General features: G+C 49.4%; 11 protein-coding genes, 5 tRNA genes and 1 pseudogene. 7 read left to right on the forward strand and 10 right to left on the reverse strand.

Annotated features, from left to right (window positions below):
- Positions 1–169: 169 nt before the first annotated feature.
- Positions 170–400, forward strand: a pseudogene (locus ACO0LN_RS17445) (sulfate ABC transporter substrate-binding protein); the annotation flags it as partial.
- Positions 401–472: 72 nt separating this feature from the next.
- On the opposite strand, the gene ACO0LN_RS17450 reads toward ACO0LN_RS17445, so the two are convergent.
- From ACO0LN_RS17450 to gltX, 6 genes are all read right to left on the reverse strand, one after another.
- Positions 473–892: a DUF1801 domain-containing protein gene (locus ACO0LN_RS17450; RefSeq protein ID WP_422975942.1), complete on the reverse strand. Its 420-nt coding sequence runs from the start codon at positions 890–892 to the stop codon at positions 473–475.
- A gap of 73 nt (positions 893–965) precedes the next feature.
- Positions 966–4,514, reverse strand: a complete 3,549-nt coding sequence (locus ACO0LN_RS17455) for a hypothetical protein (RefSeq protein ID WP_422975944.1) — start codon at positions 4,512–4,514, stop codon at positions 966–968.
- 335 nt (positions 4,515–4,849) lie between these two features.
- Positions 4,850–4,925: transfer RNA gene (locus ACO0LN_RS17460), tRNA-Glu, on the reverse strand.
- A 68-nt stretch (positions 4,926–4,993) separates the two neighbouring features.
- Positions 4,994–5,069, reverse strand: a tRNA-Glu gene (locus ACO0LN_RS17465).
- Between the two features lie 33 nt (positions 5,070–5,102).
- Positions 5,103–5,178, reverse strand: a tRNA-Ala gene (locus ACO0LN_RS17470).
- Between the two features lie 64 nt (positions 5,179–5,242).
- Positions 5,243–6,637, reverse strand: a complete 1,395-nt coding sequence (gene gltX / locus ACO0LN_RS17475; RefSeq protein WP_422975946.1) for a glutamate--tRNA ligase — start codon at positions 6,635–6,637, stop codon at positions 5,243–5,245.
- 192 nt (positions 6,638–6,829) lie between these two features.
- Here gltX and ACO0LN_RS17480 point away from each other — a divergent pair, with 192 nt between their 5' ends.
- From ACO0LN_RS17480 to ACO0LN_RS17490, 3 genes are all read left to right on the forward strand, one after another.
- Positions 6,830–7,732: a pseudouridine synthase gene (locus ACO0LN_RS17480; protein ID WP_422975948.1), complete on the forward strand. Its 903-nt coding sequence runs from the start codon at positions 6,830–6,832 to the stop codon at positions 7,730–7,732.
- A gap of 72 nt (positions 7,733–7,804) precedes the next feature.
- A tRNA-Pro gene (locus ACO0LN_RS17485) sits at positions 7,805–7,881 on the forward strand.
- Between the two features lie 111 nt (positions 7,882–7,992).
- Positions 7,993–8,069: transfer RNA gene (locus tag ACO0LN_RS17490), tRNA-Pro, on the forward strand.
- A gap of 93 nt (positions 8,070–8,162) precedes the next feature.
- On the opposite strand, the gene ribD is transcribed toward ACO0LN_RS17490, so the two are convergent.
- Together ribD and apbC are read right to left on the reverse strand one after the other, a co-directional pair.
- The gene (gene ribD / locus ACO0LN_RS17495) at positions 8,163–9,260 is read right to left on the reverse strand and encodes a bifunctional diaminohydroxyphosphoribosylaminopyrimidine deaminase/5-amino-6-(5-phosphoribosylamino)uracil reductase RibD (RefSeq protein WP_422976176.1); all 1,098 of its coding nucleotides are present in this window, start codon (positions 9,258–9,260) and stop codon (positions 8,163–8,165) included.
- A gap of 22 nt (positions 9,261–9,282) precedes the next feature.
- The gene (apbC, locus tag ACO0LN_RS17500; RefSeq protein WP_422975950.1) at positions 9,283–10,371 is read right to left on the reverse strand and encodes an iron-sulfur cluster carrier protein ApbC; all 1,089 of its coding nucleotides are present in this window, start codon (positions 10,369–10,371) and stop codon (positions 9,283–9,285) included.
- Between the two features lie 180 nt (positions 10,372–10,551).
- Here apbC and ACO0LN_RS17505 point away from each other — a divergent pair, with 180 nt between their 5' ends.
- Positions 10,552–11,238 (forward strand): carboxypeptidase regulatory-like domain-containing protein, encoded by a 687-nt coding sequence (locus tag ACO0LN_RS17505; RefSeq protein ID WP_422975952.1) that lies wholly within the window; start codon positions 10,552–10,554, stop codon positions 11,236–11,238.
- A 61-nt stretch (positions 11,239–11,299) separates the two neighbouring features.
- Here ACO0LN_RS17505 and ACO0LN_RS17510 read toward each other — a convergent pair whose 3' ends face one another.
- Both ACO0LN_RS17510 and ACO0LN_RS17515 read right to left on the reverse strand, forming a co-directional pair.
- The gene (locus ACO0LN_RS17510; protein ID WP_422975954.1) at positions 11,300–12,790 is read right to left on the reverse strand and encodes a phage tail sheath family protein; all 1,491 of its coding nucleotides are present in this window, start codon (positions 12,788–12,790) and stop codon (positions 11,300–11,302) included.
- Positions 12,791–12,871: 81 nt separating this feature from the next.
- Positions 12,872–13,471 carry a DUF924 family protein gene (locus ACO0LN_RS17515; protein ID WP_422975956.1) on the reverse strand — a complete coding sequence of 200 codons (600 nt, stop codon included), beginning with the start codon at positions 13,469–13,471 and terminating at the stop codon, positions 12,872–12,874.
- Positions 13,472–13,587: 116 nt separating this feature from the next.
- Here ACO0LN_RS17515 and ACO0LN_RS17520 point away from each other — a divergent pair, with 116 nt between their 5' ends.
- Together ACO0LN_RS17520 and ACO0LN_RS17525 are read left to right on the forward strand one after the other, a co-directional pair.
- Positions 13,588–14,121, forward strand: a complete 534-nt coding sequence (locus ACO0LN_RS17520; protein ID WP_422950456.1) for a GbsR/MarR family transcriptional regulator — start codon at positions 13,588–13,590, stop codon at positions 14,119–14,121.
- A gap of 123 nt (positions 14,122–14,244) precedes the next feature.
- Positions 14,245–14,682 carry a thiol-disulfide oxidoreductase DCC family protein gene (locus tag ACO0LN_RS17525; RefSeq protein ID WP_422975958.1) on the forward strand — a complete coding sequence of 146 codons (438 nt, stop codon included), beginning with the start codon at positions 14,245–14,247 and terminating at the stop codon, positions 14,680–14,682.
- The last annotated feature ends 47 nt before the right edge of the window (positions 14,683–14,729 follow it).

Here is a 14,729-nt window from a genome sequence, read left to right on the forward strand (position 1 = left end):
GCTCACGGGAGAATGCATTCAAATCAGCTTCGGTCTTGATGTCTTTCGCCAGCTCTTTGGCCAGCGCCTGCAGTTTGCTTCTTTCCATTGCGTTTGTCGTCATTTTGGCAATTCCTCATTATAGGAGGTTCATTGGCCAGAATTACTTACACACTTTTATTTACAGGCTCGCAAAATCGCCACAGCCTATTTGCAGTTCCTCTATACCGAAGCTGGCCAGGACCTGATCGCTAAACACTACCTGCGCCCACGCTCAGAAATCGCAGCAAAGAAATATGCCGCCTCTTTCAAGCCTGTGAATTTATTTACTGTTGATGATGTATTTGGCGGCTGGAAGCAGGCGCAGAAAAAACACTTTGATGATGGCGGTGAGTTTGACAAGATTTACATCAAGAAGTAAGTCGATAATAAAGCCCTGGCAAACAACACGACAGAAATCAGCGCAAACAAAACATCAAACAACGCATATTGTTTATGCACCCAGCATGGGTAGATGTTTTCTGTCGTGATAAGTGAGCGCCAAAAGTATGCAATGCTTGAGTTCATCGATGGGGACTTCATCATCCTGATGAAAAATAATCGCCCTGTTACCTTCGAATGTCAGCTTGTCTGCATATAGCTGCCTGAAGGTATCGACCAGGCTGGTCTGGCAATGAAAATACATCGCGTATTGCTCAGGTCTTGCACTCCTCCAACCAATTCTGATCATACTGCCGGTTTTCACGAGATAACTTGGCTCACCCCATTTCAGGGTTTCTTCCAGCCTGCTGGCAAGTTTATATTCTGATGCGGTATCGAGGATCAGTTGACGCAGGTGCATCAGCTTTTGCCGTATCGGGGGTGGATAGTTAGCAAACACCTGTGCGACCCGGGGGTTGTTAATTTCATTCATTCCTGCCCTCCCCTACCTCATAAAGCCTGAACCATCAGTATGGCTCAGGCTGTACTTTTATTTAGCAATGCTCTTATTTAAGCTTGCTATTTTTTGCGGCTCCTGTTGCACGGATAAATGGATTGTGGGATTCAAACCATTTCTTCGCTTGCTGTTTCAGGTTCTCAGGAAAAGCATTAGCCCTTTCTGAACCCGGGTCCAAATATAAAGCAATACCCAAGGCGCGCAAGCGGTCTTCTGGGGATGAAGTCAATTTGGCCTCCATCGCATAAGCCCACGCATAAGTTGGATTCAGCTTTTGGTAGGTTTTACTCCACTTCAAAGCCAGGTCACGATACTTCTTGTCTTTCGTGGCTTCAAATAGCATTTCACATATTTCAGCCCACTGAAATTCTTTCAAGATAAGCCTGGTGTCATTCTCTCTTCTATTGTTAAATGCCAGAGTCAGGTATTGCACTGCCTTTGCTGTCTCGCCACGCAAACCGGTAAAGATTGCCTTGGATAGGTAGTAATCATGCTCGGCACTGGTGAGCACACCTATTTTATCGAGGTATGCTTCCAGCTTATAAGGGTCACCTGACCTGGCGCTGGCCCAGGAAAAATACGGCAGGGTATATGCGTACTGGTTAAGGCTGGCCTCATAATTTACAGGATAAAAAGCCTCCATCTTATAAAATTTTTCTGCAGCTTCTTTGTAATCGCGTTTGCGAAAACTCAGGTAGGCTTCGGCAAACATGATGGAATCTGACCAAAGGTCGCCCGCCGCTATTTTGGTATTTTCGCGTGAACTGAGCGGCGAGAAAGGAAGCGCAACCTCATGGCCAGATTCTGTGGGAACGGTAAACATAGGCGGATAGCGATAGCTGCCCGTCGCTTTTCCCTCTATCGATTTCATGACATCAGGCAAATCTGCCGCTGGCATGCGATCGACGCTATTGTGCAAGACCGCCAATATCATTGCTGGCTTATATAAACCGAATTTGATATTTTTGATTTCATCCTTAAGCAACCAGGCACTGATGTCTTCCCATGAGCGCTGGTCTATTCTGTATCCAATGTCAGCAGCTCGCCATGCTTCCGGGGATTTGAGTCTCGCTTTGATCTGATTGAACACATCCCATCCCTGCTGGCTTTTACCAAACACGAATTGCCAGGCCATATAGTCGCCATACGACCGGGGAATATCATATCGTTGCGCATTATGAAGTGACAATGCGGAAACCTGCTCATAGTCTCCCTTCAGCAAATGCAATCTGATAGCACCCAAATGACTGGCGCCTGAGCCAGTGTCCAAATCGGCTGCAATCTTATAAAATATTTTTGCATCTTCTGGATACGCATTCCAGAAAAAGGTATTCCCAGCATCGACGGCATGATTACTCACCTCAACAACACCATGAACATCTGGCTGCCTGAAGCCTGGATACTTTAGAAAAATTTCTTTTGCATGGCGATAGTCGTTTTTGAAACTGATCAGGTAATTGGCATAATGATGATAGCTTGACCATGCATCCGGATTATTCCGAATTGCCAGCTCATAGTTTTTTATCCTGTTTTGCTCTGTGTCAGGGGCTTTATCGACTATCGCCATTAAGCCAGCGCGACTTGGGTTACCGTTAAACCTGTCAGCAACCTGATTCTTCAAGGTCTTTAATTCTGCATCCGTCACGTCCCTTTGTTGTGCGATAGCCAGTGCCAAATTTATTTCAGTTTGCGCATAGTCGAGCTTCACCCGCATCTCATCCATGGTCTTTTTCAACAATGCTGCTTCAGTACGTGCCGTGAAGCTTGTGTACCAGGTCCGGTCAACCCAATAAGGACGCAGTGGCAGATCACCGGCAAAAACACTGAAGTACGGGGTCGATTCCACATTCAAATGCAATCCATGCAGCAACTTCGCTGCTGCGACAGAGGTTTCAGTTTGCCCTTGTTCCCAATAAGCAGCCAAACTCGCCTGCTTCTTGATTTTATCGATGATTGCCAGACGTAATTCCGGTGCCGCAGCTTTTAATTTGAAATTCAAAACATTCGCCATTGCCAGCGCATAATCAGGATTGCCATTCAAATAGCCAGAAAAATACTCGCCCATTTTTTCCGCGCGTTCGTAATTACCCTGAGATAACGCAGTCTTATTCAGCAATTTCACGACATTTGAAATCAGGTTTGCCTCGAGCATATCGAGATACGCAGCATCGACACACATGGGGTGGCTGAACTTACAAGCTTGCAAGGCAGGGCCACGTGCACGTCTTATATGTTCCAGTGCGGACATTCCCAGTTCGATTTCATCAACCTTCTTGCCCTGGGCCTGCAAATCTCTGACTTTGGTTTCAAGATCAAACCCTTCGATCGGCAAACTTTGATCAAGCTGCCATTTCACTTGCACGTTGCTTTGCACAGTCCATTGATCATATTCCTGCAATCTTCTCAAGAACAAGGCTTGCCAGAAAGGCCGCTTGTCCAATGCTGTCACGACAAAAGCTGGTACTGGGGTTTTCAGCGAGACGCCGTATGCCTGGCGCAAATCTTGCAATTCTATCTCCAGCATCAGGCGGGAAATTTCGTTCTTCACGCCCAAAACTGCTTTTTCCATTTCTGGCAGATTACCGTTCACAAAAGCACGGAAAGCAATGCCCTCTGCACTCTTGGTTTGCCCCAGACTTTTCAGGGCTGCTGGCCGGGAATGCAAGTAGAAATTTGCACGCGCTTCCAGATACCCTGCAAATTCACCTTTTTGCCCGCTACTGTGCAGGGCAAGCAATGACTGCTCAAATAGTCTCTCGCGTGCACGCTCGGGCTGGCCAGGAGAAATTGTGCCCAGCACCTGATACAAAATGCTCTCGTTGAGACGACTCATGTCCGCTGCGGATCTTGCCTGCGTCAAATTATCAGGCAAGCGCGTCATAACAGCGATTGGACTTGGACTCGTTGTTATTGTTTTTGTTGAAGACTTTAATCCCATCGCCTTCGCGATTTCAGGTATTGCTTTTATACGGAAGGTTTCGGCGTAAGTCTGGTTTTCTTCAACTGGAATAGTCAGTGTTTGCGATTTTTCTTCTGGCCACGTATCGCTGACAGTCGATCGCTGAGAATAACGGAATTTGACAAGGCAGTTCCCGGCATCATCGTAGTCTGCTTCCACAATTAATCGTTTCAGCGCGCCGGTATCATTCGCCAGGCGCAGGATTTGCGCTAGCTCGATTTTCCTGTGTCCTTCACCAAGTGCCCGTTGCACCAGGTAAGGGTTCAGTGACTTCTCGCCGAAATTATCGGCCAATGCTGTCGCCAGAAACGCAGCCATTAAAGAGCGAGTACTGCGATCAAATCCATTGATGCGGTTTTCAACCGGTGCGATGAAAAAATCTGCTTTTTGTCCTGCTAGTAAAGCAGCAAATTGCTCTTTGTCTGCGTTAATCCATGCCGATTCTGGAGCAGATGGCAACACAGGTGCCGGATATCCCGGGATTGCAGAGGCCAGCGGCGTAAAGACGCCGGGAGCCTCTGGCTTAAGTCCGGATGACGCTGGCAAATCACTGGAGTTACCCTCCTTCACAAACGTCGCTGCGCATAGCAGGGAAGTGATCAACACTACACCTGAACTTTGCAAAATTTTTTTCTTCATCCTCAACCTTAAAAAGCAAATTTAAAAAAACATTCCATCATCAGAAAAATAGTCTCATATCAACAAAAAACTAGCAAACATTACAACGAACAGGCAAGGCTTAGCGAGCATCACTAGATCGACAGGAATGCTGATGCGTTTGTCCCGGAGCATTGGGCCGTTGGATGAAGTTGGATGGAAAAAGCAATTGACTAAATTTGAGCGCCTCAACTGAAACCAAGGCAGCAATCCATATTGGTGTGTCGAATAACGCCGAACTGTAAAGCAGAAACGTGCAGGCGAAAAAAAAGCCTTGATTTCTCAAGGCTTTTTTCACTCTCTTAACGAGAACTTACTGGCGTCCCCAAGGGGATTCGAACCCCTGTACTCACCGTGAAAGGGTGATGTCCTAGGCCTCTAGACGATGGGGACAGATTCTGTCCGTGTTGCTGACCTAAATCGTAAACTACTTGCTGTCCACAATAAATAATGAAGTTTATTGGCGTCCCCAAGGGGATTCGAACCCCTGTACTCACCGTGAAAGGGTGATGTCCTAGGCCTCTAGACGATGGGGACAACAAGTATGTTTATCTGCTCTGCCACATTTTTTGGTGGAGGTAAGCGGGATCGAACCGCTGACCTCTTGCATGCCATGCAAGCGCTCTCCCAGCTGAGCTATACCCCCGACGCTGCAGAACAGAAACAAGATTATAGGGGATACATCGTCAGATGTAAAGCCCCCAGACTTTCTAGCCTGCAATTACGCTCAGGCGCTTCGTAACAACTTCACGGCCAAACAGCTCAATGACGGCATCGATGGATGGTGTTTGCAATTGACCCGTCAGCAGCAGGCGCAAAGGCATGGCCAGTTGCGGCATCTTCAGTGAGAAGTCAGCCAAGGTTTGTTTCATGGCCGCAGACAGGGCTGCCTTGTTCCATTCCACGGTTTTGCACAACTCGGCGTATTGACGCAAGGCTGGCAAGATCGCTTCTGTCACATGCTGGGTCAACAATGCCGGATCTGCTGCTGGCTGACGATAGAACAGCATGGCAGCCTGCCCCAGCTCTACTGTGGTATTTGTGCGTTCTTTCAACAGCGCGATTACGGCTTCCAGTGCGGGCGCATTATCAAACTGTGCACCGTCATCCAGCATTTGCTGTTTGATCAAACCAGCCAGGCGCACATTGTCAGCTGCCTTGATATAGTGGTTATTGATCCAGGCCAGTTTTTCAGGATTGAACTGGGCAGCAGAACCAGACAAATGGCTTAAATCAAACCAGCTGCACATTTGCTCCATGGAGAATATCTCATCATCACCATGACTCCAGCCCAGGCGCGCCAAATAATTCAGCATGGCTTCAGGCAGATAGCCCTGTTTTGGATATTCCATCACACTGACAGCGCCATGACGCTTAGACAGTTTCTGGCCATCAGGGCCTAATATCATAGGCAAATGACCATAATGCGGCAGAGTCGCGCCGAGCGCATTCAGGATATTGATCTGGCGCGGCGTGTTATTGACATGATCATCGCCACGGATAACGTGGGTGATTTGCATGTCCCAGTCATCGACTGCGACGCAGAAGTTATAGGTAGGTGTGCCATCGGGGCGGGCGATGACCAGGTCATCGAGCTCACGGTTGGCTATGGTGATTTGCCCCTTGACGACATCCAGCCAGCTGACTTCGCCATCCAGCGGGTTTTTGAAACGTATGACTGGTTTGCGGTCAGCCGGAATCACAGGCAAAGTCTTGCCAGCTTCAGGACGCCAGGTGCCGTCGTAACGCGGTTTTTCACCTGCTGCACGCTGACGTTCACGCATGGCTTCAACTTCTTCCTGCGAGGAGTAGCAGTGATAGGCAGTACCTTTTGCCAGCATGTCGGCCAGCACTTCGCTGTAGCGCTCCATGCGCTTCATTTGATAGTAAGGGCCTTCGTCATGATGCAGACCCAGCCAGTTCATGCCATCAAGAATGGCTTGCACAGCTTCTGGCGTTGAGCGTTCAAGATCGGTATCTTCTATGCGCAGCACGAAAGTGCCACCAAAATGACGGGCAAATGCCCAGCTGAACAAGGCAGTGCGGGCACCACCAACGTGGAGGTAGCCGGTAGGGCTGGGAGCGAAACGGGTACGTACAGTCATGAGATCACTAGCCTGCGCCCTGTTGTCGATACAACTGACATACAAGAACGCGATAATGGTTAAAACCAGCATTTTACCGTTTTAACATCCAGGACGGATAGTTTCATGAGGTAGGGCGCCCAACTGAACTCTGGAATGAAGCCTGCGTGATAGTATGGCGGCGAAAACTAACACCCAGATAAAGCAACAGATATGCAAGCCCAGCCTTCCCTGCCCCTGCCTTTGCCAGTACGCGACGGCATCGCACCCAGCTATATCTGGATACCAGAAGGCCATTGGGACAATGTCTTCAGTTTTTTGCAAGCTCATTTCCCGGATGTGAGTGCAAGCATCTGGCAAACACGCCTGGACAGACAAGAGGTCGTTGATCAACACGGCAAAGTCCTGCTTGCAGATAGTGCTGTCAAACGCGGCATGTGTATTTACTACTACCGTGAAATCGAGAATGAAACACCTGTCCCGTTTCATGAAGAAATCCTGTTCCGGGATGAGCATTTGCTGGTGGTCGATAAACCGCACTTCCTGCCAGTCATTCCATCTGGTCGATTTTTGCGGGAAACCTTGCTGGTCAGGCTGAAGAAAAATACTGGCTTGATGGATCTGACCCCCATACACAGACTGGACAGGGAAACCGCAGGCGTCATGCTGTTTTCACACAATCCAGCCACCCGCGGGCAGTATCAATCCCTGTTCCAGCGCAAAAGCATGGCAAAGACTTATCACGCCATTGCGAAGCATTTGTCAGAACTGGCTTTCCCGCTACGGCATTGCAGCCGCATGGAAGAAGCCGAGAAGTTCTTTGTCATGCGCGAAGTGGCAGGCATGGCAAATTCAGAAACCCTGCTTGATATCAAGGAAAGACGTGGCGAATATAGCCTCTACCAATTGCAGCCTGTGACCGGTAGAAAACATCAATTGCGGCTGCACATGAGCAGTCTCGGCGCACCTATTTTGAATGATGCATTTTATCCGGCGGCCCTTCCCTGCAAGGCGGACGATTTTTCTGCACCTTTGCAGTTACTGGCAAAATCCATCTGTTTTGATGATCCGATTACTGGACAGCAACGCTATTTTGAAAGCAAAAAGTCCTTATGATCGCCTGTCATAGAGAGCTACGCGGGCAAACGGGTTGACAGCGAGTCTCTAAAGCAGTAATATTGCGGTCTTCGGAGTGTAGCGCAGCCCGGTAGCGCACCTGCTTTGGGAGCAGGGGGTCCAAGGTTCGAATCCTTGTACTCCGACCAGATTCCAGGGATCGTCACAGACGATCCCTTTTATTTCAGCAAATTCAGATCTTGTTTTTTCAAGCTGTATTAACCGAGATAATAAATGTCAGGCAAGACAGACCAGTTTTTCGGAGTGTAGCGCAGCCCGGTAGCGCACCTGCTTTGGGAGCAGGGGGTCCAAGGTTCGAATCCTTGTACTCCGACCAGTTAAAAAGGATCGTTGATAATTCAACGATCCTTTTTTCTTTTCTGCTTTACATTTTCCGGTTTCACATATTTTTGCTTCACATATAAATGATTTATTTCAAGCGAGCCAGTATCCGCAAATCATCTCCTACCTGGCTGATTTCGTGAAATTGCAAAACACTCGCCTGATCCACATGCGTCAATTCAGGTAAATTAAATAAACCAGCACCACTACCCAACAGCTTGGGCGCCAGGTACAGCAGTAATTCATTGACGCAATCTCGTGCGATCAATGCGCCATTCAGAGTCGCCCCCGCCTCCACATGCAATTCATTGATTTGCATGCGCCCCAGCTCTTGCATCAGGGTAGGCAAATCCACTTGCTGATTTGCGCCCGGCAAGCAAATCACCTCTGCTCCAGCCTGTTCCAGTTGCGCCTGTTTTTCAGTGTCGGACACAGCACATACGATCAAGGCACCACCTAGCAACACCTTGGCCTGCGGCGACATGCGCAGATGTGAATCAACGATGATTTTTTTTGGCTGACGTGGCGTGTCTATACCCCTCACATTCAGCATGGGGTCGTCTGCCAGCACCGTGCCTATGCCAGTCAAAATCGCATCTGCACGCGCCCGCCATTGATGGCCATCCTGCCTTGCTGCTGGCCCGGTAATCCACTGGCTTTGCCCATTACTCAAAGCGGTGATGCCATCGAGGCTACCGGCAACTTTCATCCTGACCCAGGGCTTGCCGGCTTCCATGCGCTGGAAAAAACCTATGTTCAATTCGCGTGCCTGCAAGGCGAGATCAGGAAAAGTACCACACTCAACTTCAACACCAGCTTCCCGTAAGATACTTAAACCGCGCCCTGCTACTTGTGGATTGGCATCCTGCATGGCAGCGACCACACGCGCAATACCGGCATCACGCAAACCATTTGCGCAAGGTGGCGTGCGACCAAAATGGCTGCAGGGCTCCAGCGTGACATAGGCAGTAGCGCCACGCACTTCATGGCCTTTTGCGGATGCGTCGCGCAGTGCCTGTACTTCTGCGTGCGCCTGCCCTACCGGCTGGGTCCATCCCTGCCCTAGCACCTGACCATCACGCACTATCACGCAACCCACTTTGGGGTTGGGTGAAGTTTCTATGGTCGCGCGTCTGGCCAGCTCCAGCGCTTGCTGCATGTAAGCATAATCAGCCTGCCTATCCATACCATCCATACTCGCCTGCACCTCAGGTATGTTGTATGGTGATAGTCGGGAACTTGCTGGTCATGTCCTTGGCCTTTTCCGCAACCTTGATGGCAACTTTGCGGGCGATGTCTTTATACAGACCGGCGATTTGCCCATCAGGTTCGGCAACCACTGTAGGCGCGCCTGAATCGGCTTGCTGGCGTATGCTCATCGTCAAAGGCAGGCCACCGAGGAAATCGACGCCAAAGTCGGCGCACATCTTCTGCCCACCACCCTCGCCAAAAATATGCTCGGCATGACCGCAATTAGAACAGATATGGATGCTCATGTTCTCGACGATGCCCAGAATAGGAATGCCGACTTTTTCAAACATTTTGAGGCCCTTGCGCGCATCCAGCAAGGCGATGTCTTGCGGTGTCGTCACGATGACAGCGCCAGTCACTGGCACTTTTTGCGACAGGGTAAGTTGTACATCGCCCGTACCCGGTGGCATATCGACGATGAGATAGTCCAGATCACGCCAGTTGGTTTGCCCCAGCAATTGTTGCATTGCCTGCGTCACAAGCGGGCCACGCCAGACCATGGGTTCATCAGGATCTATCATGAAACCGATAGATGAGACTTGCAGACCATGGTTTTCCAGTGGCTCCATGGTTTTGCCATCGACCGTTTCAGGACGGCCAGAGATACCCATGATCATCGGTTGCGAAGGGCCATAGATGTCGGCATCCAGGATACCAACAGCCGCGCCTTCAGCAGCCAGAGCCAGGGCCAGATTGGCAGCGGTAGTCGATTTGCCGACCCCGCCCTTGCCTGAGGCCACAGCAATAATATTCTTCACGTTGGGCATGAGCTTGATGCCAGGCTGCACGGCATGGGCGATGATTTTTGAAGTCACATTGACCGCGACCTTGCCCACACCTGGCAAGGCAGCAATGGCAGCCACAACAGCAGCGCGTATCAGTTCAAACTGGCTTTTGGCTGGATAGCCCAGTTCCACGTCTAGGCTGACATCTGCGCCTTCTACCTTGATATTTTTTACTGATTTAGTCGCGACCAGGTCTTTATTCGTGTTTGGGTCTGTCACTTTTGCCAATACGGCTTTAATGTCGTCTACTGTAATACTCATGCAATTCTCCATAGATATCCTGCAAGTCTAGCGCAATTTGCGCGTCCGGGCTGCAATACCCATGCAGACAGGCTTGTTGTAAGGGTGCATCTTGAGAAGATACAAACTCCTTTGCCAAATAAAGTTCAAGCATAATAGTCCCGCGCTCATTTGTTTTTATAAGAAAATCAGGAGAAATTGATGCAAATACTAGCAAAACTGCTGCCCCGCAAATCCTGCCTGTCATTGTCCGTTTTGGGATTGCTCAGTTATTCCCTGACTGCCCAGGCTGGCTTGCTGGTAGGGCATTTGACCGACAAGAACGGTCAAGCCATGAGCAATGCGGTCCTGTTTGCAACACCCCTGGATACGCCCTCGCCTGCAAAAAAACCTGGCGAAACCAGCGTGGTAGCGCAAGAAAATTATGCCTTCAGCCCTTTTCTGACGGTGATACGCAGCGGCACTCAGGTGCGCTTTCCCAACAAGGATAATCACGAGCATCACCTGAAATCATTTTCTCCTGCAAAGACCTTTGAATTGCGTGTAAATAGCAAAAAAGAAGAGCCAGCTCCCATCGTATTTGATAAAGCAGGAGAAGTTGCCCTGGTTTGCCACTTCCACGACTGGATGCGCGGTTTTATCTATGTGGTTGATACGCCGTATTTTTCCAAGACCGATGCGTCAGGCAGTGTGGCCCTGAATAATCTGCCCGCCGGCAAGTATGAAGTCAAAGCCTGGGCACCGAATATGTTTGGCGAACCAATGGCGCAAACTGTGCAAGTGACGAACGATGGCCCAACCAATGTCAAATTCCAGTTCAATTTTGCGCCCAAGGCACCGCCAGCACCCCGCAACTTGAGCAAGACTGCGACATTTGGTTATGACTGATTTGATGTGATTCGCAGAGTGCCCGGCAAAGCACCGGGCACTCGCAAACAGTTTAATAAGCTTAGCTCGTTTGCATTTGTTGCTGGAAAGTCAGTACAATAAATTCTGCAGGATGCACCAGCGCGACCTGGACGGTGACATTCATCACGCCATCCAGTATATCTTGCGAGCTCATGGTGCTACCCAACCCCACGCTAACGATGTAGGCATCTGTTGCCTTGCTACCAACCAGTGCCCCGTCCTTCCATTGCGCATTCAAAAAATTGCTAATCGTAGAAGTAGCCGCTACCCAAGTCAGGTTAGTGTTGGGCTGAAACACATAAGACAGCAATGCAGTTTTTATTGATTGCTCCAGCATGATCATGGTGCGCCTTACGCTGATATAACGCCAGTCATCACTATTCCCAGCCAGAGTGCGTGCACCCCAAACCAGCAGCCCGTAGTTGGGAAACGTGCGTATGGCATTCACCGCCATGCCATTCAAGGGCATATTTAAATTTTCTTGCTCCTGATCACTAATGGCGACCGCAGGAGAAACAGCATTGATGATGGTTGTGTTGGCAGGCGACTGAAACACGCCAAAGGTATGATCGGTACGTGCATATACGCCCGCCATCGCGGCTGCTGGTGGCAACAGGTTAACGCTGGTTGCGATATTGTTCATGCAGGATCGATACAGGGGTGACACCGCCATCAGGCTTTGATGACGCTGGCGCACTGCCACTGCATCGCCTGCCTGAGTCAATGCGTTGACGATATTGAGATAAGACTGCAATTTTGATGAAGCAGCGCCTGAGGCGTCGGGGGAAAATAAAGTCGGGGCTTCTGTATTCAAATCTGCTACCACCAAGGGCAAGCTGGCGGCAGAAATCCAACTGTAATCTATATCACTGAGGCTAACGATATTCGTGTTTAGCCATGGATAATAACTGACACCATATTTATTGAACTCCTCACCCAGCCCGGCAATCCTGTAGAAGCCACCGCTGCCGTTGCCACCTGTAATGGGGTCTTGTGCAGTGCCATCAGCAGGCAAATAGCCATTGTGCACATCCAGTACACATATGATGTGCTGCGATTGTTCACAGCTTTGCAATGCCAGTTGCGATACGCTAACCCAGTCATCGAAGCTAAGATACACAGCATCTGGCATGACCAGCAAATCGGCTTCTGTGCAATCAGCGGCAACAGACAATGCATTCGCATAGACGTCTTTGCCAAAAGCACCGGCAGCAATCAACTCATCATACGTGCCAAGAGAAAGTACATAGCAAATCCCGCCGCCATTATTGAAAAACAATTCCAGGCCATAGTACAAGCCAAAAGCCGGAGCAGCCATATTGGCCTGATATGGCGGTGTTGCCTGGCTATTACTGACGTAGTCGTACTCTATCTGTGGAGCAGCACCAAAGATATCAGTGTATTCCAACATAGACGAAATGCGTACCGGCAGAGCTGTACCGGCTGCCTTGGTGCTGTTTTTTGCTGTATAGCCAAGAAATACCGGAATACCGGTGGGCACTGCCACCACGGCACTGGAAAAACCATCCACCTCAGTAACATAAACACTGGTGTTGCGCGTTGTTCTATCATGCCTGGATACTCCCTGGTAGTGTGCCTGATAATTCCGGCTTTAAAATGATGAGCCGGGTCCAGCTAAAAATGCCAGCTCATCCGCAGTAGATGTACGTCCGAGTATCGCATTCCTGTGCGGGAAACGACCAAAGCGGCCAACGATCGCGCGGTGTTTTATCGCGAACTTATAAAAACCATCGAAAATCTCACGCTGTGCTTCTGGAGTCTCGCGCCGCAATGCGTCATACAAAGCAACCGATTTGTCCTGATCTGCCAGCGACTCTGAGTGTTCGAGTGGCAGATAAAAGAATACTCTTTGTATGGGGCGCAACTGACGGTCTGCCTGCAATTGCAGCCCTGCCTCACAGTAAAGCCTGGCCTGCGCATCATAGGCAAAAGATTCAGGCAGGTTCCGGTACATATTTCTTGGAAACTGATCGCAAAGGATAATCAATGCCAGCCTGCCCTCGGCAGTATTTTCCCATCCCGACAATTCACCCTGTATGGCTTGCTCGGTCAGGTTGGCAAAGCCATCCCTGATTGAAGCATCCAGGTCATCGCTCTTGGACCACCATAGCTTGGCCTGGGATTGCGCAGTTTTTGCATCGTCGGCATCCAGGCCAAACCAGAAATTTAATACTGCATGTACATCATCCATCTATGTCCCCTAAGATTTAAGCTTCATTGTGAGCAATTTTATCTTTTCATCAAGGAAATTAATAATTCTTTTATTTCTGTCTTGACTGAAATAAGGGAATTAACTACACTGTGCTCATGGAACTTACACCCGTCAAACAAAAATTTATCCTGCACTGGGGCGAAATGGGCACCTTATGGGGTGTTAACCGTACCGTGAGCCAGATTCATGCTCTGCTGTATATCGTCGGTTGCCCCATGCAGGCAGAAGAAATTGCAGACACACTGGGTGTAGCCAGATCGAATGTATCAAATTCGCTCAAAGAGCTACAAAACTGGAAGCTGGTAAAACTGGCGCATGTCATGGGTGACCGCAGGGCACATTACGAAACTTCGCTGGATGTCTGGGAATTGTTCCGCACGGTAGTACGTGAACGCAAGGAAAGAGAATTCAATCCTACCATCGCTACCCTGCAACAATGTCTGGATAGCCCGGACCTGGATCAGGAAGACAAGGCCACGCAGTTGCGTATAGCAGAAACCCTGGCGCTGATGAAGACCGTCACCACCTGGACCGATGAAATGCTGCGACTGGAACCGAATACCCTGATGAAGCTGTTGAAGATGGGTGCGGCGGTACAAAAATTTGTGCGTGGGGATGACAAGCAATAAGCTTGCTAAAGCATTTATTCATCTGATTCGCGCAAGAAAAAATGCTCAGGCATTTTTTTTGAAGATATATTTCTGTTTTGACAGAAACATCAGAAATAAAAGTTAAATTTGAGAAAGACTAAAATGAGCGACTATCCACTGACCCTTCTGTACGACGCATCCTGCCCTGTCTGCAAGCTGGAGATGGACAATTTGCGTGAGCGCGATCAATTGAATAAATTGAATTTCATTGATGCTTCAGCGCCTGGTTTTGATGTCGCAAAATATGGCGTGAGCTTGACAGAAGTGATGCGCGTCATCCATGGCATCAAACCCGATGGCACAGTCGTGACTGGTGTGGAAGTCATACACCTCGCCTATCGTGCCGCAGGTCTGGGTTGGCTGACGGCATTCAGTAATTGGCCCATACTCAAACCAATCTGTAACTGGGGCTATGAGCATTTCGCCAAAAACCGTCACTGGGTTTCTGAAGTATTTGCAGATTCCATTTTGCGCATTGCTGCCAGACGTGCTGAAAAACGCAGCCGCGCTTGCAAAGAAGGTCACTGCGACATCAAATAAAATTTGCAAAAAAACCGGCACAGTTGCAGTGCAGCGCCTTGCCGGGA

The organism is Undibacterium sp. TC9W, from assembly GCF_049339865.1.
Classification (GTDB): Bacteria; Pseudomonadota; Gammaproteobacteria; order Burkholderiales; family Burkholderiaceae_D; genus Undibacterium.